General features: G+C 67.4%; 29 protein-coding genes. 8 read left to right on the top strand and 21 right to left on the bottom strand.

From position 1 onward, the window contains the following. Positions 1 to 44: 44 nt before the first annotated feature. From E1261_RS11595 to E1261_RS11580, 4 genes are all read right to left on the bottom strand, one after another. The gene (locus E1261_RS11595; RefSeq protein ID WP_132405701.1) at positions 45 to 869 is read right to left on the bottom strand and encodes an Fpg/Nei family DNA glycosylase; all 825 of its coding nucleotides are present in this window, start codon (positions 867 to 869) and stop codon (positions 45 to 47) included. Positions 870 to 1049: 180 nt separating this feature from the next. Further along, positions 1050 to 1517: a ribose-5-phosphate isomerase gene (locus tag E1261_RS11590; protein ID WP_132405699.1), complete on the bottom strand. Its 468-nt coding sequence runs from the start codon at positions 1515 to 1517 to the stop codon at positions 1050 to 1052. A 10-nt stretch (positions 1518 to 1527) separates the two neighbouring features. Then, positions 1528 to 2562, bottom strand: coding sequence for a D-alanyl-D-alanine carboxypeptidase family protein (locus tag E1261_RS11585; protein WP_132405697.1), 1035 nt, complete (start codon positions 2560 to 2562; stop codon positions 1528 to 1530). 122 nt (positions 2563 to 2684) lie between these two features. Further along, positions 2685 to 3281 carry a mycothiol-dependent nitroreductase Rv2466c family protein gene (locus E1261_RS11580; RefSeq protein WP_272948573.1) on the bottom strand — a complete coding sequence of 199 codons (597 nt, stop codon included), beginning with the start codon at positions 3279 to 3281 and terminating at the stop codon, positions 2685 to 2687. A 111-nt stretch (positions 3282 to 3392) separates the two neighbouring features. Between E1261_RS11580 and pepN the strand changes: the two genes are divergently transcribed. Both pepN and E1261_RS11570 read left to right on the top strand, forming a co-directional pair. After that, positions 3393 to 5963, top strand: coding sequence for an aminopeptidase N (pepN, locus tag E1261_RS11575; protein WP_132405693.1), 2571 nt, complete (start codon positions 3393 to 3395; stop codon positions 5961 to 5963). A 51-nt stretch (positions 5964 to 6014) separates the two neighbouring features. After that, complete coding sequence (locus tag E1261_RS11570) at positions 6015 to 6545, top strand: hypothetical protein (RefSeq protein ID WP_132405691.1); 531 nt, start codon at positions 6015 to 6017, stop codon at positions 6543 to 6545. Here E1261_RS11570 and E1261_RS11565 read toward each other — a convergent pair. Continuing rightward, positions 6532 to 7656 (bottom strand): serine hydrolase domain-containing protein, encoded by a 1125-nt coding sequence (locus E1261_RS11565; protein ID WP_132405689.1) that lies wholly within the window; start codon positions 7654 to 7656, stop codon positions 6532 to 6534. The two genes, E1261_RS11570 and E1261_RS11565, sit on opposite strands and share 14 nt — an antisense overlap. 322 nt (positions 7657 to 7978) lie before the next feature. Between E1261_RS11565 and E1261_RS11560 the strand changes: the two genes are divergently transcribed. Continuing rightward, on the top strand, positions 7979 to 8506 hold the full coding sequence (locus tag E1261_RS11560; protein ID WP_132405687.1) for a hypothetical protein: 528 nt from the start codon (positions 7979 to 7981) through the stop codon (positions 8504 to 8506). On the opposite strand, the gene E1261_RS11555 is transcribed toward E1261_RS11560, so the two are convergent. From E1261_RS11555 to E1261_RS11530, 6 genes are all read right to left on the bottom strand, one after another. After that, positions 8479 to 9063, bottom strand: coding sequence for a GNAT family N-acetyltransferase (locus tag E1261_RS11555; RefSeq protein ID WP_132405685.1), 585 nt, complete (start codon positions 9061 to 9063; stop codon positions 8479 to 8481). The two genes, E1261_RS11560 and E1261_RS11555, sit on opposite strands and share 28 nt — an antisense overlap. Next, entirely contained in the window at positions 9060 to 9458 is a 399-nt protein-coding gene (locus tag E1261_RS11550) for a DUF5130 family protein (RefSeq protein WP_238176146.1), read from the bottom strand. Before E1261_RS11550 ends, E1261_RS11555 begins: the two co-directional genes overlap by 4 nt. After that, complete coding sequence (gene ctaJ / locus E1261_RS11545) at positions 9445 to 9726, bottom strand: aa3-type cytochrome oxidase subunit CtaJ (RefSeq protein ID WP_132405681.1); 282 nt, start codon at positions 9724 to 9726, stop codon at positions 9445 to 9447. The genes E1261_RS11550 and ctaJ overlap by 14 nt, the downstream gene beginning before the upstream one ends. Positions 9727 to 9852: 126 nt before the next feature. Then, a complete protein-coding gene (locus tag E1261_RS11540) occupies positions 9853 to 10449 on the bottom strand; it encodes a lytic polysaccharide monooxygenase auxiliary activity family 9 protein (protein ID WP_202874631.1) in 597 nt (198 codons plus the stop codon). A gap of 121 nt (positions 10450 to 10570) precedes the next feature. Continuing rightward, entirely contained in the window at positions 10571 to 12688 is a 2118-nt protein-coding gene (malQ, locus tag E1261_RS11535) for a 4-alpha-glucanotransferase (protein WP_132405679.1), read from the bottom strand. 51 nt (positions 12689 to 12739) lie between these two features. Then, on the bottom strand, positions 12740 to 13729 hold the full coding sequence (locus E1261_RS11530) for a DUF2157 domain-containing protein (RefSeq protein WP_132405677.1): 990 nt from the start codon (positions 13727 to 13729) through the stop codon (positions 12740 to 12742). A gap of 210 nt (positions 13730 to 13939) precedes the next feature. Between E1261_RS11530 and E1261_RS11525 the strand changes: the two genes are divergently transcribed. Further along, entirely contained in the window at positions 13940 to 14686 is a 747-nt protein-coding gene (locus E1261_RS11525; protein ID WP_132405675.1) for a mechanosensitive ion channel family protein, read from the top strand. Positions 14687 to 14733: 47 nt separating this feature from the next. On the opposite strand, the gene E1261_RS11520 is transcribed toward E1261_RS11525, so the two are convergent. The 4 genes from E1261_RS11520 to E1261_RS11505 are packed head-to-tail and all read right to left on the bottom strand — an operon-like array spanning position 14734 to position 16441. Further along, a complete protein-coding gene (locus E1261_RS11520; protein WP_132405673.1) occupies positions 14734 to 15162 on the bottom strand; it encodes an OsmC family protein in 429 nt (142 codons plus the stop codon). A gap of 26 nt (positions 15163 to 15188) precedes the next feature. Further along, complete coding sequence (locus E1261_RS11515) at positions 15189 to 15608, bottom strand: globin (RefSeq protein ID WP_132405671.1); 420 nt, start codon at positions 15606 to 15608, stop codon at positions 15189 to 15191. A 15-nt stretch (positions 15609 to 15623) separates the two neighbouring features. After that, positions 15624 to 16040: an acyl-CoA thioesterase gene (locus E1261_RS11510; RefSeq protein WP_132405669.1), complete on the bottom strand. Its 417-nt coding sequence runs from the start codon at positions 16038 to 16040 to the stop codon at positions 15624 to 15626. Continuing rightward, entirely contained in the window at positions 16037 to 16441 is a 405-nt protein-coding gene (locus E1261_RS11505) for an acyl-CoA thioesterase (protein WP_338033922.1), read from the bottom strand. The genes E1261_RS11510 and E1261_RS11505 overlap by 4 nt, the downstream gene beginning before the upstream one ends. A 112-nt stretch (positions 16442 to 16553) precedes the next feature. Here E1261_RS11505 and E1261_RS11500 point away from each other — a divergent pair, with 112 nt between their 5' ends. Beyond that, a complete protein-coding gene (locus E1261_RS11500; RefSeq protein ID WP_132405665.1) occupies positions 16554 to 17306 on the top strand; it encodes an SDR family oxidoreductase in 753 nt (250 codons plus the stop codon). A gap of 21 nt (positions 17307 to 17327) precedes the next feature. Continuing rightward, a complete protein-coding gene (locus tag E1261_RS11495; protein WP_132405663.1) occupies positions 17328 to 17783 on the top strand; it encodes a MaoC family dehydratase in 456 nt (151 codons plus the stop codon). Here E1261_RS11495 and E1261_RS11490 read toward each other — a convergent pair. The 3 genes from E1261_RS11490 to E1261_RS11480 all read right to left on the bottom strand — a co-directional run bounded on the left by E1261_RS11490 (position 17780) and on the right by E1261_RS11480 (position 20873). Further along, positions 17780 to 18664, bottom strand: coding sequence for a GNAT family N-acetyltransferase (locus E1261_RS11490; RefSeq protein ID WP_132405661.1), 885 nt, complete (start codon positions 18662 to 18664; stop codon positions 17780 to 17782). The two genes, E1261_RS11495 and E1261_RS11490, sit on opposite strands and share 4 nt — an antisense overlap. 112 nt (positions 18665 to 18776) lie before the next feature. Continuing rightward, positions 18777 to 19679 (bottom strand): GNAT family N-acetyltransferase, encoded by a 903-nt coding sequence (locus tag E1261_RS11485; protein ID WP_238176145.1) that lies wholly within the window; start codon positions 19677 to 19679, stop codon positions 18777 to 18779. A gap of 216 nt (positions 19680 to 19895) precedes the next feature. After that, entirely contained in the window at positions 19896 to 20873 is a 978-nt protein-coding gene (locus E1261_RS11480) for a helix-turn-helix transcriptional regulator (protein WP_132405659.1), read from the bottom strand. Between the two features lie 53 nt (positions 20874 to 20926). Between E1261_RS11480 and E1261_RS11475 the strand changes: the two genes are divergently transcribed. Continuing rightward, positions 20927 to 21493 carry a TIGR03086 family metal-binding protein gene (locus E1261_RS11475; protein ID WP_165952454.1) on the top strand — a complete coding sequence of 189 codons (567 nt, stop codon included), beginning with the start codon at positions 20927 to 20929 and terminating at the stop codon, positions 21491 to 21493. Here E1261_RS11475 and E1261_RS11470 read toward each other — a convergent pair. From E1261_RS11470 to E1261_RS11460, 3 genes are read right to left on the bottom strand one after another with little or no spacing between them, the layout of a single operon-like run. Continuing rightward, positions 21490 to 22245, bottom strand: a complete 756-nt coding sequence (locus tag E1261_RS11470; protein WP_132405657.1) for an SDR family oxidoreductase — start codon at positions 22243 to 22245, stop codon at positions 21490 to 21492. The two genes, E1261_RS11475 and E1261_RS11470, sit on opposite strands and share 4 nt — an antisense overlap. Continuing rightward, complete coding sequence (locus E1261_RS11465; RefSeq protein ID WP_132405655.1) at positions 22245 to 23465, bottom strand: acetyl-CoA C-acetyltransferase; 1221 nt, start codon at positions 23463 to 23465, stop codon at positions 22245 to 22247. Before E1261_RS11465 ends, E1261_RS11470 begins: the two co-directional genes overlap by 1 nt. A 15-nt stretch (positions 23466 to 23480) precedes the next feature. After that, on the bottom strand, positions 23481 to 24626 hold the full coding sequence (locus tag E1261_RS11460) for an acyl-CoA dehydrogenase family protein (RefSeq protein ID WP_132405653.1): 1146 nt from the start codon (positions 24624 to 24626) through the stop codon (positions 23481 to 23483). A gap of 73 nt (positions 24627 to 24699) precedes the next feature. Between E1261_RS11460 and E1261_RS11455 the strand changes: the two genes are divergently transcribed. Then, a complete protein-coding gene (locus E1261_RS11455; RefSeq protein ID WP_202874629.1) occupies positions 24700 to 25299 on the top strand; it encodes a TetR/AcrR family transcriptional regulator in 600 nt (199 codons plus the stop codon). The last annotated feature ends 35 nt before the right edge of the window (positions 25300 to 25334 follow it).

The following is a 25334-nucleotide window of genomic DNA, read 5'->3' as shown; positions in this document are numbered from 1 at the left end:
GCACTCCTTGGTCCGCGCATCAAAAAGCTTGATAACTGTTCAGATTATCTGCGGGTGAGTCCGGTGCGTTGGCACTTCGGGCACCAGAAAAGGTTGCGCTGGGCCAGGATCTCGGTGCGGATCACCGAGTCGCAGACATGGCAGCGCTGACCCTGCCGACGGTAGACGTAGACCTCGCCGCCATGGTCGTCCTGGCGTGGGTCGCGGCCCATCGCCTCGGGAGTGTGGTCGTCGGCAACTGTGTCGATGCGGCCGGTCTCGACGCCGTACTTCATCAGCTCGAGCAGGTCGTCCCACATGCCTTGCCACTCACGCTTCTTCACCACCTGGCCGCGCGTCAGCGGATGCAACTTGGCGCGGAACAGCACCTCCGCGCGGTAGACGTTGCCGACGCCACTCAGCACCTCCTGGTCCATCAGCAACTGTCCGATCGGCTGCTTGCTGCGATGGATCCGCTTCCAGGCGAGCTCCGGGTCGGCGTCGTCGCGCAGTGGGTCCGGACCGAGCCGTCCGATCAGCACCTCGCGTTCGCCATCGGTCAGCAGCTCACAAACGGTCGCACCGCGCAGATCGGCGTACGACGTCTCGTTCTGAAGCCGCAGGCGCACCTGTCCGACCGGTTCGGGCACCGGCGCCGTACCGAAGTCGACCTTGCCGATCAGACCGAGGTGGATGTGCAGCCAGCCGGCCCCGTCGAAGTCGGCGAGGAAGTGCTTACCGTGAGCCTCCGTGTGCCGCAGCACCTGCCCGTCGAGCCGTGCGGCGCCGTCGGCGAACCGGCCCTGCGGACTGGTCGCCCGGACCGGCCGGCCGCCGAACGCATCCCAGACGTCGTTCGCCAGCCGGTGCAGAGTGTGGCCTTCAGGCATGATTCCTCTTATGGGGATTGCAGGTGGTACGCCGAAGGGGCGGTCCGGACCGTCCACCCCGGCCGTGGTCGGCATCGGCCGGTCGATGCGGGCCCGCGACGTCTCCCGGCCACGGGAGCCGTTCAAACGCCGCGGGGTCCAGCCGCCGGAGGACGCCCTAAACGATCAAGTAGAGCCGGATCAGGAGAGCGGCGGGAGCTCGCCAGTCTCTTCGTAGGCACTCAGCATCTCGATCCGGCGGGTGTGCCGCGCCTCGCCGGAGTAGTCGGTGGCCAGGAACGTCTCCACGAACCCGACCGCCTCCTCGGTCGAGTGCATCCGCGCCCCGACACTGACCACGTTGGCGTTGTTGTGCTCGCGGCCCAGCTTGGCGGTGTCGGTACTCCAGGCCAGCACGGCCCGGACACCCTTCACCTTGTTCGCCGCGATCTGCTCCCCGTTGCCGGAGCCGCCGATCACGACCCCCAGGCTGCCCGGGTCCGCCACCACGCCGGCGCCGGCGCGCAGACAGTACGGCGGGTAGTCGTCCACCGCGTCGTACACGGCAGGACCGTGGTCGACGACGTCGTGGCCAGCAGCAATGAGGTGCTGGACCACGTGATTCTTGAGCTCGAAGCCGGCATGGTCAGAGCCGATGTGCACTCGCATGGCCTGCAATCTACTGATACACCGGAACGCCCGGCAGCTTGGGTGCACCCGACCCGACGTACACGGTGGTCACGTAGCCGCCGTATTTGGGCAGATAGGCCCACCAGTCGCTGGATCGCGGTGGTGCGTCGATGAGCTCACCCTGCTTCTGTCCACTGACCAGCACCTCGACCCCGGCCGGCAGCATGCCCAGGATCCCGCAGGAGGTGTTCGGGGCCGTCCGGACCCGCACCCCCACTCCGGTGGTGGCCAGCCAGCTCCCACTGGTCCGCACCCCGCCCGGAACGATCAGCGACCGAGTCAACCGGGTCACATCGGTGTACGCCTTCCCGTACTGCGTCCCCCGCGGATGCAGCGTGTAGACCGACACGATGCACCGGTCGTCCTTCCCGACCGTGCCCGTGGTGTGCAGGGCGTCGCTGACGAGGTCGAGGGTGTCCACCGGCTTGGCGCGGTCGCTGCCGTAGCCACTCGAGCCGAGGAAACCGGACCAGCCCTGCTTGATGCTGAAATCAGGATCGAATACCGAGGCGATCCCGAAGAACTGGTCGAAGCCGTCGGTGCCGTACCGGGTCGGCTCGTGCAGCAGGTCCATCACCAGACTCCGGATCGGTGCCGGAGCGTGATCGAGAATGTATCGATAGATCCGGACCGTGTCGGCGGCGGTGATCGCGACGTAGCCCCAGAAGCCCGGATGCGTGGGCGGCGGACCGTCGGTGTGGGTCAGCCCGAGCCGCCGCACCATCCGCTCGACGATGGCGGCGCCACCGTTGTGATCCCAGTAGTAACTGGCTGCGTCGTCGTCGCTACTGCGCAGCATTACCTCGAGCCTGGCCCGGTCCGCGGCCTCGACGGTGTACGCCGGGCCGCGTTCCCAGAGCAGGTCCAGGACGATCAGCAGCTTCACCACCGAGGCGGAGCGAAACCGGTGGTCGGCGTTCGACTGCTGCACGAACCGCCCGGTGTGGCGGTCGAACACGGCGATACCGGCGGTCACGCCGGCGGGGACGACATCGAGCTCGGTGCGCTCGTCACGTAACGTCATGTGATACCTACTCACCACTTGAAGAATTCCCGTTGGTGAGCAACCTTCACCGGCACGGGGCGCTCAGTTCAACCCTTGAACCACAGACCGAATCTTTCCGGACGGCGCTTAGATCAAACCCATCACTCAAAGACCGGGTCGCGGTCGCGGCTGCGCTTGATCTCGAAGAATCCGTCGGTGCCGGCGACGAGCAGGACGCCGTCCCACAGCTTGCCGGCGGCCTCGCCCTTCGGCGCCGGTGTCACGACCGGTCCGAAGAAGGCGGTGCCCGCGACCGAGATGACCGGCGTACCGACCTCCATCCCGACCTGGTCCATTCCGGCGAAGTGCGATTTGCGCAGGGCCTCGTCGTACCGGCTGTCGCCGAAGGCCTCGAGCAGCGACGCCGGCAGACCGGCCTCGTCGAGAGCTTCGGGCAGGACCTGCTCGTCCTTGGTACCGCGGCCTTCGTTGTGGATCCGGCGGCCGAGCGCTGTGTAGAGCGGCAGCAGGACCTCGTTGCCGTGCGCCTGCTCGGCGGCGATCAGGACCCGGACATAACCGAGCTTGCGATGCCAGTTGGCGTCGTGTTCGTCACGTTCTTCGTTCAGGACGGCCAGGCTCATCACGTGCCAGGTCGTCGTCACGTCGCGGACCTGCTCGACCTCGAGCATCCAGCGGGACGTCATCCAGGCCCAGGGGCAGGCCGGATCGAACCAGAATTCGGCGGAGGCTGTCATGTGTTCGATCATACAAAATTGAAGAACCGCAGGTACCGGCTTGGTATCCATCGCTCGATGTCGCGGGGAAACCCGCGCCTACCGCAGGCGTCAGGTGCATAGGATGCCGATATGCCTGGAACCAACCTGACGCGCGATGAGGCGCGTACCCGTGCCGGTGTGGTCAGCGATGTCAGCTACGCCATCGAGCTGGACCTGACCAACGCCCCGAGTGGAGCGCCGACCTTCCCGTCCGTGACCACGATCACCTTCACGGCGAGCGACGGCGCGAGCACGTTCGCCGATCTGATCGCGGACAAGGTCCGTGAGATCACGCTGAACGGCAGCTCCCTCGACCCGGAGACGGTGTACGACGGTGCCCGCATCCAGCTCGACGGTCTGGCGACCGCCAACGAGCTGCGCGTGGTCGCGGACTGCCTGTACTCGCGGACCGGCGAAGGGCTGCACCGCTCGGTCGACCCGGCCGACAAGGAGACCTACCTCTACACGCAGTTCGAGGTGCCGGACGCCCGCCGGGTGTTCACCACCTTCGAGCAGCCGGACCTCAAGGCCCCTTTCACTTTCACCGTCTCCGCTCCGGCCCGCTGGGTCGTCATCTCGAACTCGCCCACCCCCGAGCCGACGACCTACGCCGGTCCGAGCGGCGAGGAGCTGGCCCGCTGGGAATTCCCGCCGAGCGAGCGGATGTCGACGTACATCACCGCTGTCGTGGCGGGTCCGTACCACGTGGTCACCGACGCCTACGAAGGTCCGCACGGCACCTACCCGATGTCGCTGCTGTGCCGTCCGTCGCTGAAGGACTCGCTCGACACCGAGGACCTGTTCGAGGTGACCAAGCAGGGCTTCGCGCTGTTCGAGGAGGCCTTCGGGACGCCGTACCCGTTCCACAAGTACGACCAGGCGTTCGTTCCGGAGTACAACATGGGCGCGATGGAGAACGCGGGCTGCGTGACCCTTCGCGACGAGTACATCTTCCGCAGCCGCACCACGCACGCCGAGCTCGAGAGCCGCGCCAACACCGTGCTGCACGAGCTGGCGCACATGTGGTTCGGCGACCTGGTCACGATGACCTGGTGGGACGATCTGTGGCTGAACGAGTCCTTCGCCGAGTGGGCCTCGCACTGGGCGCAGGCGACGGCCACCACCAAGTACGCCGGCGCCTGGACGACGTTCTGCAACGCCCGCAAGAACTGGGCGTACCGGCAGGACCAGCTGCCGTCGACGCACCCGATCGCGGCCGACATGGTCGACTTCCACGCGGTCGAGGTGAACTTCGACGGCATCACCTACGCCAAGGGCGCCTCCACGCTGCGGCAGCTGGTCGCGTTCGTCGGTGAGGACACCTTCATCACCGCCCTGAAGGAGTACTTCGCCGATCACGCGTTCGGCAACACCGAGCTGACCGACCTGCTCAAGCCGCTCGAGAAGGCCTCCGGCCGTGACCTCGACGACTGGACCGAGCGCTGGCTGCGGACCGCCGGGGTGAACACCCTGCGCGCCGACTTCACGGTGGACGCGGACGGCAAGTTCACCTCGTTCGCGATCGAGCAGACAGCAGTCGAGGAGTACCCCGTACTGCGTCCGCACCGGCTGGCCATTGGTCTGTACCGGCGGACCGACGAAGGCCTGGTCCGCACCGAGCGGTTCGAGGTGGACATCGACGGCGCCCGCACCGAGCTGGCCGAGCTCGTCGGTGCCACCCAGCCGGATCTCGTGCTGCTGAACGACGACGACCTCACCTACGCGAAGATCCGGCTCGACGAGCGCTCCCGGGCGACTCTGGTCGAGTCGATCGACCAGCTGTCGGAGTCGCTGCCCCGTGCACTCGCCTGGGGTGCGGCCTGGGACATGACCCGGGACGCCGAGATGCCGGCCAGCCAGTACGTCGAGATCGTGCTGCGCGGGATCCGGGCCGAGAGCGATCTGACTGGTGTCCGGTCGCTGCTCTCGCAGGTCACCAGCGCCATCAACCTGTACGCCGCTCCGGATCGGCGGGACGCCCTTCGGATCCAGTTCGAGGAGGCCCTCGCGGGTCTCGTGAACGAGGCCGAGGCCGGTAGCGATCACCAGCTCGCATTCGTCCGCGCCTACACCAGCGCGGTCTTCTCCGCGGCCGGTGCGGACCGGCTGGCCGCTTGGCTGGACGGGCGGGAGCTGCCCGCCGGTCTGGTCGTCGACACCGACCTGCGCTGGACGCTGATCGTCGCACTGGCCCGGCTGGGCCGGATCGGTGCCGACGAGATCGAGGACGAGCTGACCCGCGACACCACCATCACCGGTGGCGAGCGGGCCGCACAGGCCCGCGCTGCGCGGCCGACCGCCGAGGCCAAGGAAGAGGCGTGGCGGATTGCCGTCGAGTCCGGAGACACTCCGAACGAGACGCAGTTCCGGACCATCCTCGGCTTCCAGCAGCCCGGCCAGGAGGACCTGCTCCGCCCGTACGTCGGGAAGTACCTGACCGCGGCCAAGGACGTCTACACCCGGCTCGGCTCGTCCATGGGCGAGAACGTGCTGGTCTACCTGTCGCCGCGCAATCTGGCCGAGCAGCCGACGCTGGACGCGCTCACCGACTGGCTGACCGCAGAGTCGACAGCTGTCGACGCACCGACCCGTCGCTACGTCTCCGAGGCCCAGGCCGACCTGACCCGGGCGATCGCGGCGCAGGTGCGAGACGCGAGCTGAATGACAGAGTCTGAATGACACAGTGCACCCGGCCGGGGTAGAACAGAGCAGATGCCTGCTTCTGACCCCGCCCTGGCCGGTGCAGCCGCTGTCGCGCTGACTGGACTCGCTGAGGCGTACCGCCCGCGCCCTGTCACACCCCTGCTTCCGTGGCGGGACCCCCATCGGCTGGTGAAGCCGTACATCATTACTGCGCGCGGCCGGCAGTGGGACGACCAGATGGTCGAGTTCGCTCGGGCCGGTGCGAGCAGGCAGCTCGACTTCGACGATGCGATGGGCTCGGTCGGCCTGGCTGTCGCCGTACTGCATCTGAGCGACGACGGCGCCTACTTGGTCGTGCACAGCTGGACGAAGGACTACCAGTCCCGGCTGAGCAGGTTCAGCGGTGTCGACGTGGACGACCTGCGCCCGGTGCCCACCGGGGTCGCACCGAGCGTGTGGGAGCTCGAGGTGCTCAGCCACGAACGGACGGCGTTCGTGAAGCACATCCTGAGTGGTGGCGTCGATGTGGACGCCTGGCTGGAGGACGCGCTCGACACGCGCCCCCAGCCTGATCCGCAAGGCATTCCTAGCGGCACATGACGTCGTCGATCAGCTTGGTGGCCGCGTTCTCCTGAGCCAGCACGGCGTCCATCGAGTCGTTCAGCTGGGTGGACATCGAGACCACCACACTGCGCGTCCCGTCGGCACTGACCGCAGTACGCGTCTTGAAGCCGATCTGGTCACCGCTGGGGATCCAGACTCGCCCACCGCAAGACAGCTCTCTCGAGCCGACGCCCAGGCCGTAGCGAGCGTTGCGCCAGATGATGTCAGTACCTTCCATCGCGACGGTGGTGGTCAGCTCACGCAGCTGGGCCGGCTTGAGCAACCGGCCGTCGAAGATGGCCCGGACGATCCGGTCCAGGTCCTTGAGCGTGGAGATGTAGCCCCCTGAGGCGTCCGCGTCGATCAGCTCGGTCGTGTCGGTGTACTCGCCCGCAGTGAACCGCGTGTAGCCGTGCGCATGCGGTCCGCTGATCTTGGGGTTCGGTCCCGGGAAGTACGTGTCCCGCAGGTGCAGCGGACGGACGATCCGGCGGTCGACCTCGTCGTACCAGGTTCGTCCGGTGACGGCCTTGATCATCAGGCCCACCAGGTTGTACCCGGTGTTCGAGTAGTCCCACCCTCCTCCCGGCTGGAACGGCGGCTTGTTGCGCAGCCCGGCCCTCACGACCTCCTCCTCGGTGCGCACGAGGTAGCGGCGCTCGTAGTACTGCTGAGCGTTCTCGATGTTGGGGAAGCTGTCGTCGCTGATGCCGGCCGTGTGCTGCAGCAGGTGGCGGACGGTGATCTTCCGGCCGTCATAACCGTTCCCCTGCACCAGACCGGGCAGCCACTTCTCCACCGAGTCGTCCAGCCGCATGCGGCCTTCGGCGACCAGTTGCAGCACCACGGTCCCCACCAGCACCTTGTTGGTGCTCCCGATCCGGAAGCGACCGTCAGCACGGGGTGCACTGCCACCGAGCACGCGCACTCCACTCACCGCCGTCCGAGAACCATGCGGTGACGTCTCTCGAGCCAGTACGCCGGTCACTCCGGTGGCGACGATTCCGTCGGCGTCTCGTTGCAGTGTGGACCGGCCGGCGTCAGCACTGACCGGTACGGCGGCTGCCGCCAGGGTCATGGCGATAGCGGCGAAAAGTCGTCTTCTCATGTCTGGAAGGCTTTCAAGGCACGATCCGCGCCACCATCGCCTGCAGACCCGGACAGTGGTAGCGCGAACGCGACCTGTAGCCATCAAACGATTGCTCGTCGGCACACTGTGAGGAGTCGTGCGCGGACCGCAATCTTGTTGCCCAGAAGGAGATTCTCACCACGTGAAGAGCACTCACTTCTGGCCCGGATCGGTTTAAGCTCACGCGGAGAGACCTGGGGAGGGGTCCTGTGCCGTGACATCACATCGCCGGAAGAAGACGCAACCGCGCTCACGTACCGCGGTCGGTGCCGCCATTGTGGCGACCGCCGCGATCGTAGGAGTGTCTGCCTTCATCCTCACTCGAGGCGAGTCCACGCCGGCAGCCGGCGACGGCGTCCGCGCGGCCGCCGTACCGGACGCTCCTGCCTCCACACCGACTCCCAGTGCACACCCAACGGTCGCCTCCAAAGCGGACCGCAAGCCTCCGTCCAGCCGTTCGGCCCCCAAGACGACGACGTCCGCGCCGCCTGACACCGGACCGACGTCGCCTCGCTTCAAGCGCGGGCAGTGGATCGTCGTGCTCGACAAGTACTCGTCCGACACTGGGCTGGATGCCGGACAGCTCGCACAGAGCGCGGCGGCCAAGATCATCGCGTCCGGCGTGCCCGCGAAGGCCATGCTGGTCAACGGTCAGTACCCGGGCTTCGCCAACAGCTCAGGCGAGCCGGTGCTCGACACGTGGGTCGTCTACCTCGGCCCTGGTACGTCGTCGGCCCAGATGCTCAACCTGTGTATGGCACCGAAGACGCAGCGCGCCTACAACAACCCTGCCTGCCCGACCTACGAACCGGCGACCGCCGGCAGGTGATCGGTCGCCAGGCGGGCGTGCAGGTGTGAGTCATGCCGCTCGCCGCTCGGCTCGACGTAGTAGTCCCGCATGGTGCCTTCCAGCTGGAACCCTGCTCGCAGAGCGACCCGGCAGGAACCCTCGTTGACCAGTGAGTGGTCGAGAGAGATGCGGTGCAGCCCCAGACCGTCTGGTGCGAAGGCCCAGCGAGCGGCCGCGTCCAGAGCGCGGGCTCCGAGGGCTCGGCCGCGCGCAGCCGGACTGACCCAGTAGGCAGCGACCGCCTGGTCCGGAACCCGGTGTACGTCCCGCAGGGCGACGTTACCGAGCACGTAGTCGGTGGTGCGATCCGCAATCGCGAAGATGGCATCGCCGCGCGACCAGGCGTCCAGGCGTGGCCCCAGCCAGCGCTGCGCCCGCCGGTCCGCGGGAGTGCGGATCACCGCAGTCCCAGCGGTCCAGCGCAGTACGTCAGGGTCCCGCAGCGCCTCGGCCACCGCCTCCTCGTCGGAGGCTACGAACGGACGCAGTACGACGTCATCCAGCTCGATGTGGTGCGGCTGCAGGGCCCGGGTCACTGCTTGTGTGGCTCGTTGGCGTGCAGCAGCGGCGCCTGGTGCGCATTGGTACCCAGCTGCTGCACTCCGGTCACCAGACCACCGGTCAGGTCACCAGTGGCGAACGACGTCTGCATCGTCAGCGCGGCCAGCCCGGCCGCGGTGTCCGACAACTGTCGCTTCGCCTCGGCACCTGTGACGATCTCCAGCCGGCGGCCGGCCGGGTCGACGTACACGAGCACGGTGTGATCCGGGTCGTCGAGCTCGTTCAGCAACTCCACGGCGAACGGACGGGTCTCGGAGTCCGCGCCACCGACGTACACGGAGAAGTGCAGGCCGGAAGCCTCCTCGGCGTGCCGGACCGCGCGCTCGATGTCGTGGAGCTGATCGGGCGTGAACGCGTCACCAACTGGCACTTGCGCCTCCGGTCGTACGGGCGACGCCGGCACCGGCGGTCGCGGGGGTCCCTGGCGCGGCGGGCAGCTCAGGCAGGTTGGCAGGGTCGGGCTTGGTGGCGACCGGTCCGTTGATCCAGACCGGCGGCGCCCACCAGGACAACCCCGGCCGGTACCGCGGGCCGCTCGCGATCGACCCCGCGAACACCAGCAGCGCCAGCACCGCGGCGACCAACACAGGAATCCCGACGAACACCAACACCGTGTGGCCGGACAGCTCAGCAATCACGCCTGCAGCCTAGTACTTCGGCGCCGGCGGCTGCTCCAGGGGCCCTCGGGACACTCCTTGAAATAGGGGCGGTCATTTCAAGGAGTGCGGTACCGAGGAAAATTATTTACCAAATTGGTGCCTGAATCAGAAATTGACGTCCGAACACTGGTAGAAAGCGTTTCCGGTGTCGGCGATGGTCCAGACCGACAGGATCATGTGCCGTCCGGTCTTGCCGCTCGGCAGCTTGCCACTGTGCGCAATGTCGGCCGGCGGCCGGCCGCTGTAGGGAACGGTCAGGAACGGGGTCAGCTCCAGCGCCCCACGGGTCAGCGGGGAATTCTGGCTCCAGCCGTTCTTGGTGATGTAGTACCTGAAATCGGTCGTCGAGTGCGACGCGGTGAAGTGCCACTTGAACGTGTAGGTGGCACCGGAGCTCAGCCAGTTGGTCGGCCAGCTGCCGTTCCGCTGGTCATCCAGTTGAGCGAAGGCACCGATCCCGGCCGAGCAGATCTTGCCGTCCGCCGGGCCACCGTTCGGGAAGCCCTTCGGGCCCTCGACACTCTGCGGCTCCCATTGGATGTTGCCGCAGTTCAGCGAGGGCGTGGCCTGACAGTGCTTGGCTCGGCTGATGGGTGCGTTGGTCCAGCCGTGTGCGCTGGCCATGGGGACCGATGTGCTGAACGTCAGTGCCAGGGCACCGACAGCAACACCGGCCATGCTGACTTTGCGTGATCGCAGCATGGGGTAACTCCTTGCACTGTGGGGCGGAGAGACAGTGAAGGAAGGCGCCTTCGTGTTGACCAATAGAAAACAACTCTTCAAATCTATTGTCAACAACTCGTGACCGGTGAAATACGGAAAGCTAGATTGTCAGGGCACCGATCAACCGTCTGAGCCTCAGATTGTTGGGCAGATCCTCGACCAGAACCGGTTCACCGTCCGGGCCGCCGAGCGGGACCCGCCAGTTCGGATACTCGTCCGTGGTGCCCGGCTGATTCTGCGTCCGCCGTTCTCCGACCGCATCGGTCAGTGCGACACCGACCAGCTTCGACGGAGTGTGAGCGACGTACTGGTGCAGTGCCTCCACGATGCGCTCGACGTCGCCGTCGGTGTAGCGGAGCAGGTGGCGCTCGCGCAGTGCGTTCAGCCACGCATCCCGATCTGCCTCGTCCACGGCCAGCTCTTCGGCCACCGGACGGGTCAGCAGGCCAAGCCGGTTGCGCAGCTCGACGTGGTCGCCGGCCAGGTAGCCCGCGGTCGGCGGCAGGTCGTGCGTGGTGACGGTAGCCAGGCACAGCTCGCGCCAGCGCTCAGGAGCGAGCGGCTTGCCATCTGCATCCCGCTCGAACCACAGCACCGACGTACCGAGGACTCCGCGCTCAGTGAGGTAGTCACGCACCCAGGGCTCGACTGTGCCGAGGTCCTCCCCTACAACCGTCACTCCGGCGCGGGTGGCCTCCAGGACGAGGATGCCGATCAGCGCCTCGTGGTCGTAGCGCACATAGGTGCCCTCGGTCGGTCGCTCCGGTGAGGTCACCCACCACAGGCGGAACATGCCGAGGATGTGGTCGATCCGCAGTCCGCCACCATGGCGCATCACCGCGCGGACCAGGTCCCGCCAGGCGGCGTACCCGGTCTCGGCCAGCGCATTCGGCCGCCAGGGCGGCTGGGACCAGTCCTGTCCCTGCTGGTTGAACGCGTCCGGCGGCGCTCCGACGTGGATGCCCTGTGCCAGCACGTGCTGCAGCGCCCACGCGTCCGCACCGTCCGGATGCACACCGACTGCTAGGTCGTGGACAACGCCCAGCGACATGCCGGCCGACTTGGCCCTGGCCTGTGTGCGGGCAAGCTGCTCGTCCATCTGCCACTGCAGCCAGCAGTGGAACTCCACCGCGTCCGGGTTGTCGTTCCGGAACGCAGTGACCGCCGAGCTGGTCGGGTCCTGCAGTTCCTCCGGCCACTTGCTCCACTCAGGCCCGTGCACGTCGGAGATTGCCGCCCAGGTCGCGAAATCGACCAGACCCTGGTTCTCACGGTCGCAGTACGCGCCGTACTCGGCGATCCGACCGATCGACGGCCGCACGCCGAACAGCAACTGCAGCGCCTCGCGTTTGGCGGCCCAGACCGTGTCACGGTCCAGAGCGTTCGCGTCCTCGCTGAGCGCCCGCGCCTGCAGGCTGAGCGCCCGGACCCGATCCCGCTCAGCCGGCGCCAGATCGCCGTACTCGTCGATGTCCTCGATCCGTAGGTAGATCGGGTTGCCGAAGCGCCGGGAAGCCGGGAGGTACGGCGAGGGCTCCATCCGGCCGGCCAGTTCGGCCGCATGCAGTGGGTTGATCAGCACGAACCCGGCACCCAGATCATTGGCGGACCAGGCGGCCAGGTCGGCGAGGTCGTGCAGGTCACCGATCCCCCACGAGCGCCGGGAGCGGACCGAGTACAGCTGCAGCACCCAGCCCCAGGTGCGGTTCAGCTTCTCCGGCTCCAGCTTGCTAGGGGTGACGATCAGCGACCCGACCGAGATCTCCGGACTGGTGCCGACCCTTGCGCACAGCCGGTGGTAGCCCAGCGGCAGGTCTCCAGGCAGCTGGTACGTCGCCTCACCGATCTGCACGCCGTCGACCCACACCGGCTCGACCCAGTGCTCCTGCTGCGGGATGTCCCGTCGCTGGCCACCGTCCTCCAGATCCACCCACACCTCAGCAGTAGACCCGTGCGGCAGGTGCACGGCGAACCAAGGCGTCCACCCCTCGCGCATCACCACAGTGGCAGGCAACGTACGTCGCCAGCGCGCCAACTGATGTTCGTCCAAGGCCTCAGCAGCCTTGTCCGGTGTGGACGCATCCACACCGAGTGCCGCGAGCACAGTGGAGACAACCTCGCTGGAGACGACCACATGCTCGCCTTGCCAGTTCCAGTACTCCGTCGCCACACCATGGGCAACCGCTAGCTCGACAAGGGCCGGAGTGGGAGCAGTCACCTCAGCGAGTCTGCCGCATCTCGGCCACTCGTGTGTAACCGCAGCGCCGTGTCACTCGGCCGGACGTCGTTTGCTGAGCAGCAGTACGGCGAACAGGAGCGCCACACTGGCCACTACCAGCCCGATCGCTACCCCTGCGACGTTGTCGGTGAGCTGGTAGAGCGCTGTCGGCCAGATGACCAGCAGGATCGAGCAACCGACCACCGCGTACGCCGATGCGCGCCGCCGCCCGTAGGCGACCAGCAGCGCGGCCGGACCGGCCGTTCCGACCGCCAGCGCCATGATCTCGCCACGCTCCTGGATCAGCCAGCAGATCGACGAGCTGAACATCGCCGCACCGGCCAGCGACCAGGCAGTGGGCTGGTCGCGGAACAGTCCGAGCACGGCCAGCACGAACGCGACCAGGATGAACCCGGTCCCGGCGATCCCCGCCGAGTTCGACGACGAGCCGTCGTCCGGGGTCAGCACGTCGGCGGTGATCACCAGCACCCCGACGGCCAGGATGCCGAACGTTGCCACCAGCAACGACGAGCCGGCCAGCCACCACAGCCCGAGGCCGGCCAGCGTGAGCGCGATGGCCACCCCGACGATCCGGCCGGCCTCGCCCTCGATCGCGACGTACGTGGCGAAACCGGCCACACAACAGCCGAGCGAGGCCAGCGCCGAGGCGAGCTGGTCCCGGCGCCGGAAGATCTTCAGTACGGCGGCCGCCCCGAGCAGCACGACCGCGGCGACTGTCCCGGTGCTGATCCGGGCCGCCCGGCCCATCTCACCCCAGTTCGCCAGCGTGAGTAGCGCCACAGCGCCGAGCAGGAGCGCGCCACCGACGTACCCGAGCACCTCGACCAATGCGCTCGAGTGCGCAGCAGCAGGCGGTGTCCGCGGTTTCGGCGGCGGGGCCGCCGGGGGCTCAGGCTTGTGCTGGGCGAGCGCCGCGTCGACCTCGGCATCGGCGGCCGCACGCAGCGCCTCGGCCTGGTACTGGCGCAGCACGCCCGCGCTCACGAGCCGGAGTAGCTCGTCGTCCAAGCGGCTGGGCATGCGATTCGTCTCCCTGGTCGAGGTCACTGAGAGGGTGTCTGGGGACTCCACGCCGTAGCGAGCAAGTGCTCGGTGCGGTAGCTCGGTGTGCTGGGGCGGGAGCCTCGATGCTTTTCCATCGTGGCTTTCGCACCAGTGCGCCGAGGTGCCGTGCCGGGTGCTGCGCAGTAGGCGTGGAGTTCCCAGACGCCCTCTAACATGGGCGGCGATATGGCTATTCTGACCAGCTACCTTGTGTCCGCGTTCAGTCACCCCCTGTTTTCCCGTCCGCTGGAGCTCCCAACCTTCTTCCGGTGGGGTAACGACGGCAAGCTCGAGGTGACCGACCAGATCATCGCCGTGCCCGCGCGCATCCTCGCGCTGGTGATCGGTTTCTTCGTGCTCCGCTGGATCCTGCACAAAGCCATCCGCCGGTTCGCCCGCCGGACCGGCAACGGCGCGGTCGCCGGCGTACTGTCGAAATCGAAGCTCGGCCTGGACTTCGTCGAGAACAACCTGGCCACCGAGCGGCGGACCCAGCGTGCCGAAACGATCGCTTCACTGCTGAGCAGCGTGGTGACGATCGTGCTCACCGCGGTCCTGGTGGTGATGCTGCTGGCCGAGCTCGGCTTCGACATCATGCCGGTGCTCGCCACCGGAAGCATTCTCGGCGTCGCGCTCGGCTTCGGCGCCCAGACGCTGGTCAAGGACTTCCTGGCCGGTGTCTTCATGATCTTCGAGGACCAGTACGGCGTCGGCGACCTGATCGACATGGAGAAGGCGACCGGCACCGTGCTGGCGGTCGGCCTGCGGATCACCACGCTCCGCGGCGAGGACGGCACCACCTGGTACGTCCGGAACGGCGAGGTCCTGCGGATCGGCAACCTGACCACCCGCGACCCCGCCTCCACCGCCTCCTCCGGCGTCGGCAGCGGCACCGAGAAGGCCGAGGAAGAAACCCACCCGCCGGCCGAATAGCAAAGCGCCCGGTGCGATCCACACCGGGCGCCTCGGTACGTCGGAGGTCAGGCGGTGAAGGTGACGTCCAGCGTGATCGGGGTGGCGGCCAGCGCCTGCGAGACCGGGCAGTTCTTCTTCGCGTCCTCGGCGAACTCCGCGAACTGGTCCGCGGTCAGGCCTGGCACCTTGCCGTTGACCGACAGCACGATCCCGGTGATGCCCTCACCCGGCTGGAAGGTGACGTCGGCGGAGGTGTCCAGCGACTCCGGGGCGTTGCCGCCCTGGGCCAGCGCGTGCGACAGCGCCATCGAGAAGCAGGCCGAGTGCGCGGCCGCGATCAGTTCTTCCGGGCTGGTCTTGCCGTTCGCCTCATTGGCGCGCGACGCCCACGAAACGTCGAAGGTGCCGACACCGGAGGACTCCAGGGCGACCTGCCCCGCACCCTCCAGCAACGAGCCTTCCCAGTGCGCCTTGGCCGTACGAGTGGTTGCCATGCTCGTTTGTTCTCCTCGCGAAGCTCTTAGTTTCCGGACACGTCGATCGCGCCGGGATAGTGCGGTTCGTCGGTGTTCACCATGCTGTGCGCGGCCATCACCATGTAGCGCCAGATCTCCTCGTCCCGATCGGGAGGCAGGGCGATCTCGTCGAGGGCGGCCCGCATGTGGCCCAGCCAGCGGTCCCGGGAGCTCGGGGTGACGGCGAACGGTGCGTGCCGCATCCGCAGCCGAGGGTGACCGCGCTCGTCGGAGTAGGTCTTCGGCCCACCCCAGTACTGCTCCAGGAACATCCGGAAACGCACCTCGGCCGGGCCGAGGTCCTCCTCCGGGTACATCGGGCGTAGTTCGGGGTCGGCGGCGACGCCACGGTAGAACGCTGCCACCAGCCGGTGGAAGGTGTCCGCCCCACCGACGGCGTCGTAGAAGCTCTCTGCGTCACTCATGTCGGTACCAGTGTCTCAAGTCACCCGAAGCTGCTGTTCGAGGGCTGCCCGTTCGGGCGCGAACAGCTCGCGCTTGGCGTGCGTCACACCGTCCACAGCCACCAGCACCGACACCGCCTTCGCGTACACGTCCTCGGTCCCACCACTGCGGTCGACGATCCGTGAACCCATCGTGTACGACGTCGTTCCGACCGACTCGATCCACACATCCACGTCGTACGGCGGGTGCCGCAGCAGGATCGGCCGCAGGTAGTCGACGGTCTGGCTGACCAGCACCACCGGGTACTCGGCGAAGTAGTCCCGCGAGCCGGCCAGGTGGCTCAGGAAGGCGATTCGTGCTTCCTGCAGATAGTCGAAGTACCGGACGTTGTTGACGTGGTCGTAGGAGTCGATATCCGACCAGCGGACCAGGACTGGATGGGTGAAGGTCATCTGCCTACCAGCCTCGACAGGATTTCGCGTTCTTCCGGGGTGATCCGGCGCAGGCGGTTGGCCTTGAAGTCGAACGGGACCAGCTTGGTCCGGGCCTCGACGTACGTCGTCCGGGCCGGTTCGACGTCCAGGATCTCGTAGTCGACGGTGAACTGGGCCCCTCTGATCTCGCTGATCCACAACTCGATCCGGACCGGCTCGGCCCGGAACCGCAGCGGTGCCCGGTACTGAACCTCGTGGCGGGCCACCAGCAGCCCCGTCTCCAGCGTGTCGACGCCGAGGTCGGCCGCGGTCCGGAACAGGAAGTCGACGCGAGCGTCCTGGAGGTAGTCGACGTACTTGCCGTTGTTCACGTGGCCGAGCGCGTCCATGTCTCCCCACCGCAAGGGACAGTGGTACACGTGGCGGTTGTGATGATCCACACGGCGATCATCGCATCCTGGGTGGTCCCGGCATGACGCAGCGTGGGTAATGTCATCCCCGGCAAGAGATACCTACCGGTAGGGAGCGGCAATGGCGCAGCGAGTGGCGATTGTGACCGGGGCAGCCCGGGGAATCGGCGCGGCCGTCGCGCTCCGGCTGGCCAAGGACGGGAACGCGGTCGCGGTCCTCGACCTGGACGAGGGTGCCTGCGCGGGCACCGTCAAGACGATCACCGACGCCGGTGGCAAGGCCGTGGCGATCGGCGCCGACGTCAGCAAGTCCGACCAGGTCGCCGCCGCGATCGAGCGGGTGGTGGCCGAGCTCGGCGCCCCGACCATCCTGGTGAACAACGCCGGCGTGCTGCGCGACAACCTGCTCTTCAAGATGTCCGAGGACGACTGGGACACGGTCATGTCCGTGCACCTCAAGGGCAGCTTCCTGATGTCGAAGGGCGTCCAGGCGCACATGGTTGAGGCCGGCTACGGCCGGATGGTGTTCCTGTCGTCGACCTCCGCGCTGGGTAACCGCGGCCAGGCGAACTACGCCTCCGCGAAGGCCGGCCTGCAGGGTCTGGCCAAGACGCTGGCGATCGAGCTGGGCAAGTTCGGCGTCACCGCGAACGCGATCGCCCCGGGGTTCATCGAGACCGACATGACGGCGGCCACCGCGGCCCGGGTCGGCGTGGACTTCGAGGAGTTCAAAAAGGCGACCGCCGCCACCATCCCGGTGAACCGCACCGGTACCCCCGACGACATCGCCGCCGCCGCGTCGTTCTTCTGCAGCGAGGAGGCCGGGTTCGTCTCCGGCCAGGTCCTGTACGTCGCCGGCGGACCTCGTAACTAGCAGAGCGCTGAGGATTCGATCATGCCCAAGTCCTTCACCGGTGTCGACGAGGTCGTCAACGCAGTCGGCACCTCGCTCGGCGAGACCGAGTGGCTCGAGATCACCCAGGAGCAGGTGAACCAGTTCGCCGAGGCGACCGGTGACCACCAGTGGATCCACGTCGACGTCGAGCGCGCCGCCAAGGGCCCGTACGGCGGCACGATCGCCCACGGCTATCTGACCCTGAGCCTGATCGCGCGCTTCGGTGACGAGCTGTTCTCGATCTCCGGCGTCACCGCGAAACTCAACTACGGCGTGAACAAGGTCCGCTTCCCGACGCCGGTCCCGGTCGGCGCCCGGGTCCGGGCCGGAGCCTCGATCGCGAACACGGCCGAGACCCCGGCCGGCGTCCAGGTGTCGCTGAACTGGGTGATCGAGCTGGAGAACTCAACGAAGCCCGCTTGCGTGGCGGAGACCGTCGTACTGCTCGTTCCTTAGAGGGGGCAGAGCAGGACCGAGTGAGTGGCGACGCGGTAGTAGCCGAGCCACTCGTTCACAGCAAGCATCGGCGCGTTGCCGTCGTAGTTGGCGGTGTAGCAGTTCTGCACCCCAACCGCGGCGGCACGCTTCAGCGCAGCCGTCTTGACCAGCTTGGCCAGCCCGCGCCCCCGGTAGTCCGGCATCGTCGCGGTCATCTGGGACCACACCTTCGTGTGATCGCCGTTGCCCAGCGTGAACCCGGCGACCTCGCCACCGTAGATCGCGGCCACACTCAGGTCGAGTGCCATCACCGGCGACTCCCAGATCGCCCGTAGCCAGTCGGCGTACGGCCGGGCGACGATCTTGGCGTCCCCCGGTTTGGTGCGCTGGGCAATCACATCGGCCGCGTAGAGCTTGTGCGGGTCCACCTGGTTCAGCGGGACCAGGTCGACACCCGACGGGACCTCCGGAAGCTCCGGTGCTTTCTGCGGATCGATCCCCGCGTAGTGGACCTGGCGGGTCTGCCGATAACCCCAGCGCCCGGCCCAGTCTGCGGTGGACGGCTCCGCGAACACCCGCGCACTGGTCGCTCCGGCGGAGCGCAGTACGTCGTGCGCTGCGTCCAGCAACTGCGCACCGATGCCCTGGCCCCGGTACTCGGGCCGGACCAGCACTCGCAGCTGTCCGTCCAGCGGATCGGAGCCGGCGATCAGCCCGGTCGTCGCCCACCCGACCACCTGCTCACCGTCGACCGCGGCGAACGTCGCCTGCCCAGGTCCCGCCGGCATCGTCAGTCGAAGCCGCAGCCCGACCTCGGTCACCACAAGGTACGGCGCGAGCTGGTCGTGCAATGCCAGTGCGCCGTCGAGATCCCCCGCTTCAGCAGCTCTGATCTCCACGAGAACTCCTTCACCGAAGTTCTCCGAAAGATAGCCCGCAACCCAGCGGATCTTGCATACATTTTCACGTTACAGATCGGACTCAACACTCCACGTAACCGCGGACGCCGACTCAGAGCGTACGCATCAGGCCGTACTCGGTGGCGACGCGGCGATAGCCGAGCCAGTTGTTGATGGCAAGCATCGGGCCGTTGACGTCGTCGTTGGACGTGTACGCCGAGGTGATGCCCGCGGCGGCGCACCGACGCAGGGCGACCGACTTGACCAGCTTGGCCAGACCACGACCGCGGTACGCCGGAATCGTGCCGGTCATGCCTGACCAGGCGCGGTCGCTCGCCGTCTCGACCGCGGTGAAGCACACCACCTCGTCACCGGCCACTGCGGCGACACTCAGCGACTTGTCGAGAGCCGGGGCCGTCCAGGTCTCGTTGAACCAGTCGTCGTAGTCGACAGCGTCCATCGGAGCGTCGCTGGGCTCGTCGAGTGAGGCTGCGGCGTCGGCAGCGAACGCCTGCCGCGGATCCACCTGGTCCATCGTCACCAGTTCGATGTCCGCGGGTGTCGGCGGCTGCTCCGGCAGGTCCGCCGTACCGGCCCCGGCGAAGTGCATCTGCCGAGTCCCGTCGTACCCACGCTTGCGCGCGAACTCCAGCCCCTCGGGCCGTACGAACACACCGACCCTGGTCGCACCGACCTCAGTGAGGTGCTGGTGCAGCCGGTCGATGAGTGTGCTGCCGATGCCCTGCTTGCGGTGCTCCGGATGCACGTAGAGCGAGATGTTGCTCCGCCCGGCCTCACTGGTCCAGGTGTTGAGCCCGGCCGACCCCCACGCGACCAGCTCACCGTCGGCCTCGGCCACCAGCGCCAGGAAGCGTTCGGCCGGCGAGAACACCGTCATCATGTGCCGTGCCGCCGCCGGCGACATCACCTTGTACTCGTAGACCGCCCGGCGCAAGGCCGCGACCGCCTCGGCATCGTCACCGCTCGCCGGCCGGATCCGCACCCCTGTCGTCATGCCCGGACCATAGCCAGCCGCACTCCCGCCACGCCACGGATTAATGGTCCGTACCGAACAGCAACGTGATCGCAACCAGTGCGCGCGGACTGTGATTCGGTCGTGCAGCTCGGGGGCATTAGAGTTACCCAGTGCTGTTGGACTACGCCCCGACCGCCGGAAGTGCCATCGTGCTGGGACACGACGGGGTCACCGGCGGCGGGGAGTCCACAGGGACTAGCTGTAGAGCTCCACGGCCCTCTGAGCCAGCTCCAGCAACTGAGCCCGCAGGTCGAGCGGCTCGAGTACTTCGACGTCCGGCCCGAAGGCGATCAGCATTCCGCACGCGGCCTCACGGATCCGGAAGTCGAGCCACAGATGTGGCCAGGAGTCGTCACTAGGCCGCTCCTGCGGGACTGCGCCTTTGGCAAGCATCGAGGTGACCACGCGGCGGAAGAGCTCGGCCCGATCGGGATGCACCCGGACCTCAACCTGCACGCCCTTCGGTCCGCCACCCGGCTGTTCCAGATTGGACCGGAGCCGCTCCCACTCGGCCCGGAGATCCAGTCCGGCCGGTCTGTCCGCCGCCTCTTCCAGTACGTCGACCTGCTCGATCCGCGACACCCGATACATCCGTGCTGCACCCCGATGCGCCGCCACCAAGTACCAACGCCCGGCCTGCTCGACCAGACCCCACGGATCGACGGTACGGCGCTGGAGTCCACTGCTCGCCGATGCGTACCGCAGTCGCACCCGATGCTCGGCCACCACGGCCTGACGCAGTACCGGCAAGGCACCGTGGTCCTCAGCCTCGGCGAACCAGCGCCGACGGTCCACCACGATCGCACCGGACAGCGCAGCGGCATCACTCTGCAGCTCCTCCGGCAGAGTCGCCGAGAGCTTGCCCATGGCCGACTTGAGGCTCCCCCGGAGACCCAGCTCGTCCGACAGTTCGGAGCGCCCGGACCAGGCGAACAACGCCTGCGCCTCGCGCGGCGTCAGCCCACTCACGTCAGCGCGGTATCCCGGCAGCAACACACAACCACCATTGCGCCCGCGTTCGGCGTACACAGGCACTCCCGCCGCGGACAGCGCCTCCATGTCTCGCAGCACCGTGCGCTTCGACACCTCGAGACGCTCGGCCAAGTCCCGCGTGCTCAACCGCGCATGCTGTTGCAGCAACAGGATGATCTGCAACAACCGGTCGGCTCGCATACCTCGAGAATAGGCGACAGAAGATGTCACCTATAGAGCGCGAGGGTGGACCCATGACGAATCCTGATCCACGCCCGATGTTCCTCCGCGCACTCGACCAGACCCAGCAGCTCATCGACAGCGTCGGCCCCGGTCAACTCGGGCTGCCGACACCTTGCCCGGAGTACGACGTGCGCACGCTGCTCGGTCATCTGCTCTCGGTCGTGCACCGCATCGACCTTGCGCTGACCGGCGGCGACCCGCTGACGATTCCGAAGGTGACCGACAGCCCGGACATCGCCGGCACCTGGAAGGAACACCGGACGGCACTCGACGCGACGCTGACCGACGACAGCATCCTCGGCCGGATCTGCAAGCTGCCCTTCGGAACCCTGCCCGGGGCCGCAGCCATCGGCGCCTATACCGGCGAGCTCACCACGCACTCCTGGGATCTGGCCAAGGCCACCGGCCGCCTCGACCAGCTCGACGACGAGCTGGCGATCCAGGTGCTGGGCATGGTTCGCCAGTTCCTTCCGGCCGAACCGCGGGGTGGCGACATCCCGTTCGGCCCCGTCGTACCGGTCGCCGACGACGCATCGCCGTACGACCGGTTGGCAGCCTGGCAAGGACGTCAGCCTTAGCCGACCATGCCGCCTTTGAGGGTGAGACCGCCGTCGATCGTGATCGTCTGACCGGTGATCCAGGACGCCTCGTCGGACAACAGGAACCACACCAGCGAGGCGACATCCTCAGGGCGACCGAGGCGGGCCAGCGGGTACGTCCCCGCGACCTCTTCCTCACGCCCTTCGTAGAGGGCTCCGGCGAACTTGGTCTTGACCACCGCCGGAGCCACGGCGTTGACCCGGATCTCCGGCGAGAGCTCAAGCGCGAGCTCGGCCGTGACGCGGGACAGCATCGCCTTGGTCGCGCCGTACCAGCCGATCCCCGGCGACGGAGACTGACCAGCCAGCGAGGACACGTTCACCACAGCACCGCCGTGGTTACCCATCCACGCGTCCCGGCAGGCCTTCACCCAGGAGATCGTCGCCAGCACGTTCGTGTCGACCATCTTGGCCGCGACACCGGCCTCGATGTTGAGCAGGTCGCCGTAGATCGGGTTGATCCCGGTGTTGTTCACCAGCAGATCAAGCGATCCGTACGTCGCCACCGCCGCCGCGACTGTGGACCCGCGATGCGCGCCGTCGGCCGCATTACCCGCGATACCCAGCGCGTGCTCGCGGCCACCCAGCGACTTGACGGCCTCGTCGAGTGCGTCCTGATTGCGGCCGGTGATGACGACGCGGGCGCCGTCGGCAACCAGCCGGTGGGCGATCGCCAGCCCGATACCGCGGGATGCTCCGGTGACGATCGCCGTACGGTTCTCCAGACTCATCAGCTGAGGCGCTCCAGGATGATGGCCATCCCCTGACCGCCACCGACACACATGGTCTCGAGCCCGAACTGCTTGTCCTCGAACTGCAGACCGTTCACCAGCGTGGTCATGATCCGGGCGCCGGTCGAACCGAACGGGTGGCCGAGCGCGATCGCACCGCCGTGCACGTTCAGCCGGTCTTCGGAGATGCCGAGCTCACGCGCCGAGCCGATCACCTGGACCGCGAAGGCCTCGTTGATCTCGACCAGATCGATGTCGTTGATGCTCATCCCGGCCCGGAACAGCGCCTGCTGCGACGCCTCCACCGGACCGAGGCCCATGATCTCCGGCGACAGGCCGCTCACGCCGGTCGAGACGATCCGGGCCAGCGGGGTCAGACCGAGCTCGCGGGCCCTGGTGTCACTCATGATCACGACTGCGGCGGCGCCGTCGTTCAGCGGGCAGCAGTTGCCGGCCGTCACGGTGCCGTCGGGGCGGAACACAGGCTTCAGGCCGCTGACCCCCTCGAGCGTCGTACCGGCCCGCGGGCCGTCGTCCTTGCTCACGACGGTGCCGTCCGGCAGTGTCACCGGGACGATCTCGCGCTCGAAGAAGCCGTTGTTGATCGCCTTCTCAGCCAGGTTCTGCGAGCGGACGCCGAACGCGTCCTGGTCGGCGCGGGTGATCCCCTTGAGGGTCGCCACGTTCTCCGCGGTCTGGCCCATCGAGATGTAGATGTCCGGCAGGTAACCGTCCTGCCGCGGGTCGTGCCAGGTCTCGTTGGTCTCCGCGTACTTCGCGGTCCGGGCGACCGCGTCGCTGAACTGCTCGTTGAACGAGCTCGGGTCGCCGACGCCGGCCGAACCGAAGTTCTTGTACCGCGAGACGCACTCGACCCCGGCGCTGACGAAGATGTCGCCCTCACCGGACTTGATCGCATGGAACGCCATCCGCGCGGTCTGGGTCGACGACGCGCAGAACCGGTTGACCGTGGTCGCCGGAGCGTGGTCCCAGCCGAGCTGCACCGCAACCCGGCGGGCCATGTTGCCGCCGTGCTCGTCGTGCGGCTCCGCACAGCCGAGCATCAGGTCCTCGATCTGATCACCGGTCAGACCGATCTTGTCGGTCGCCGCCTTGATCATCTGTACGGCTAGGTCGTCCGGCCGGATCGTCGTCAGCGATCCCTTGTTCGCACGGCCGATCGGCGAGCGGGCCGTCGAGACGATGACTGCTTCAGGCATTTCGCGGTTCTCCTTCTACAGGCCCAGATCGCGGCCGATGAGTTCCTTCATGATCTCGTTCGATCCCGCCCAGATCTTGGTGACGCGCGCATCGCGCCAGGCGCGGGCCACGCGGTACTCGTTCATGTAGCCGTAGCCACCGTGCAGCTGGACGCAGGCGTCGAGCACCTCGTTCTGCACGTGGGCGCTCCACCACTTGGTCTTGGCGGCGTCCACCGCGGTCAGCCGGTCCTCGTCGTGCGCGACCACGCCGTTGTCGACGTACGCCTGGGTGACCTCGACCTTGGTGACGAGCTCGGCGATCAGGAACTTGTTGTACTGGAACGATCCGACCGACTGCCCGAAGGCCTTGCGCTGCTTCACGTACTCGATCGTCTCGTCGAGGATCTGGGTGGCGTGCGCGATATTGGAGACCGCGGCGCCGATCCGCTCCTGGGCGAGGCGCTCCATCATGTGGATGAAACCGCGGTCGAGCTCACCGAGAACGTTGTCATCGGCAACGAACAGGTCCTCGAAGAACAGCTCCGACGTACCGGACTCGGTCTGCCCGACCTTGTCCAGCTTGCGGCCGCGGGCGAAGCCCTCCATGCCTTCCTCGACGACGAACAGCGTTATGCCCTTCGCGCCCTTCTCCGGTGTGGTCCGGGCGGCCACGATGACGAGGTCGGCCATGTCGCCGTTGGTGATGAAGGTCTTGGACCCGTTCAGCACCCAGCCGCCGTCGGCCTTCTTCGCGGTCGTCTTCAGCGCGGCCAGGTCGGAACCACCCGACGGCTCGGTCATGCCGATCGCGGCGACGTACTCACCGGAGCAGAACTTCGGCAGCCAGCGCTGCTTCTGCTCCTCGGTGCCGAGGTCGACGAAGTACGGCGCGGCGCAGTCGTAGTGGATGCCGAAACAGCTCGACAGCGCGGCGGAGACCTTCGAGACCTCCTCGGCGAACACCTGGTTGAACCGGTAGTCGCCGACGCTGGAGCCGCCGTACTCCTCGGGTACGTCGAGACCGAGGAAACCCTGCTTACCGGCCTCGAGCCAGGCCGCCCGGTCGATCGTCTTCTCCTCGAGGAACTGCTCCATCCGCGGCACCAGCGACCGGTCGCAGTACTCCTTGGCACTGGCCCGGAAGGCGTGGTGATCCTCGTTGAAAATGACGCGATCCATCGTGCCCTCCGTCGTTTCGAGACTTATGGCTAAGCGCTTGCTTAGCTTCACGCTTTTGGTGCAGGGTGTCAACGTGTCCGCAGTCACCGATCCCCTGGAGTGGGACCACGTCGAGCCGGCCGCAGCCCGCCGGCTGCTGACCGGCGCCATCGAGGCGTTCGCCGAGCGCGGCTTCCAGGCGACAACGACCCGCGACATCGCCTCCCGCGCCGGCATGAGCCCCGCGGCGCTGTACGTCCACTACCCGTCGAAGGAACGCCTGCTCTTCGAGATCAGCCTGTACGGCCACAACGCCGCGCTCGCGATCCTTCGCTCGGCGAACGTCGGCGACACCCCCGCCGACCGCCTCCGCTCCCTGGTCGCCGCCTTCACCGCCTGGCACGCCCGCCACCACACGATCGCCCACGTCGTCCAGTACGAGCTAGGCGCCCTCTCCCCCGACCACCTGACCGAGGTAGCCACGATCCGCCGAGCCATCTCCACGGAAATCGAGCAGGTCCTCGCGGACGGCGTACAGGACGGAACGTTCGCCGTACCGGACCTACCCGGTACGACGCTCGCCGTACTGTCCCTGTCGATCGACGTAGCCCGCTGGTACACCCCCCACCGAGGCGACCCCGACGCCCTAGGCAAGCTCTACGCCGACCTAGCCCACCGAATGGTCCAGTCCTGAGCGCCCCCCGCCCCACCAACCAGCCCGCACAATGT

Origin of the sequence: Kribbella albertanoniae (assembly GCF_004348455.1) — a bacterium.
Taxonomy (GTDB): Bacteria; Actinomycetota; Actinomycetes; order Propionibacteriales; family Kribbellaceae; genus Kribbella; species Kribbella albertanoniae.
Note: the sequence above shows the minus strand (reverse complement) of the source record. Positions and strands in the feature narration are given on the sequence as shown.

Excerpts from the sequence above, each read along its gene's own strand:
- E1261_RS11465 (WP_132405655.1), bottom strand. The coding sequence starts at position 23,465 with ATGCCTGAAGCAGTCATCGTCTCGACGGCCCGCTCGCCGATCGGCCGT.
- E1261_RS11495 (WP_132405663.1), top strand. The coding sequence starts at position 17,328 with ATGCCCAAGTCCTTCACCGGTGTCGACGAGGTCGTCAACGCAGTCGGC.
- E1261_RS11580 (WP_272948573.1), bottom strand. The coding sequence starts at position 3,281 with ATGACAGCCTCCGCCGAATTCTGGTTCGATCCGGCCTGCCCCTGGGCC.
- E1261_RS11540 (WP_202874631.1), bottom strand. The coding sequence starts at position 10,449 with ATGCTGCGATCACGCAAAGTCAGCATGGCCGGTGTTGCTGTCGGTGCC.
- E1261_RS11470 (WP_132405657.1), bottom strand. The coding sequence starts at position 22,245 with ATGAGTCTGGAGAACCGTACGGCGATCGTCACCGGAGCATCCCGCGGT.
- E1261_RS11460 (WP_132405653.1), bottom strand. The coding sequence starts at position 24,626 with ATGGATCGCGTCATTTTCAACGAGGATCACCACGCCTTCCGGGCCAGT.
- E1261_RS11525 (WP_132405675.1), top strand. The coding sequence starts at position 13,940 with ATGGCTATTCTGACCAGCTACCTTGTGTCCGCGTTCAGTCACCCCCTG.
- E1261_RS11530 (WP_132405677.1), bottom strand. The coding sequence starts at position 13,729 with ATGCCCAGCCGCTTGGACGACGAGCTACTCCGGCTCGTGAGCGCGGGC.
- E1261_RS11515 (WP_132405671.1), bottom strand. The coding sequence starts at position 15,608 with ATGAGTGACGCAGAGAGCTTCTACGACGCCGTCGGTGGGGCGGACACC.
- E1261_RS11595 (WP_132405701.1), bottom strand. The coding sequence starts at position 869 with ATGCCTGAAGGCCACACTCTGCACCGGCTGGCGAACGACGTCTGGGAT.
- E1261_RS11590 (WP_132405699.1), bottom strand. The coding sequence starts at position 1,517 with ATGCGAGTGCACATCGGCTCTGACCATGCCGGCTTCGAGCTCAAGAAT.
- E1261_RS11480 (WP_132405659.1), bottom strand. The coding sequence starts at position 20,873 with ATGCGAGCCGACCGGTTGTTGCAGATCATCCTGTTGCTGCAACAGCAT.
- E1261_RS11485 (WP_238176145.1), bottom strand. The coding sequence starts at position 19,679 with ATGACGACAGGGGTGCGGATCCGGCCGGCGAGCGGTGACGATGCCGAG.
- E1261_RS11520 (WP_132405673.1), bottom strand. The coding sequence starts at position 15,162 with ATGGCAACCACTCGTACGGCCAAGGCGCACTGGGAAGGCTCGTTGCTG.
- E1261_RS11510 (WP_132405669.1), bottom strand. The coding sequence starts at position 16,040 with ATGACCTTCACCCATCCAGTCCTGGTCCGCTGGTCGGATATCGACTCC.
- E1261_RS11500 (WP_132405665.1), top strand. The coding sequence starts at position 16,554 with ATGGCGCAGCGAGTGGCGATTGTGACCGGGGCAGCCCGGGGAATCGGC.
- E1261_RS11475 (WP_165952454.1), top strand. The coding sequence starts at position 20,927 with ATGACGAATCCTGATCCACGCCCGATGTTCCTCCGCGCACTCGACCAG.
- E1261_RS11565 (WP_132405689.1), bottom strand. The coding sequence starts at position 7,656 with ATGAGAAGACGACTTTTCGCCGCTATCGCCATGACCCTGGCGGCAGCC.
- pepN (WP_132405693.1), top strand. The coding sequence starts at position 3,393 with ATGCCTGGAACCAACCTGACGCGCGATGAGGCGCGTACCCGTGCCGGT.
- E1261_RS11570 (WP_132405691.1), top strand. The coding sequence starts at position 6,015 with ATGCCTGCTTCTGACCCCGCCCTGGCCGGTGCAGCCGCTGTCGCGCTG.
- E1261_RS11585 (WP_132405697.1), bottom strand. The coding sequence starts at position 2,562 with ATGACGTTACGTGACGAGCGCACCGAGCTCGATGTCGTCCCCGCCGGC.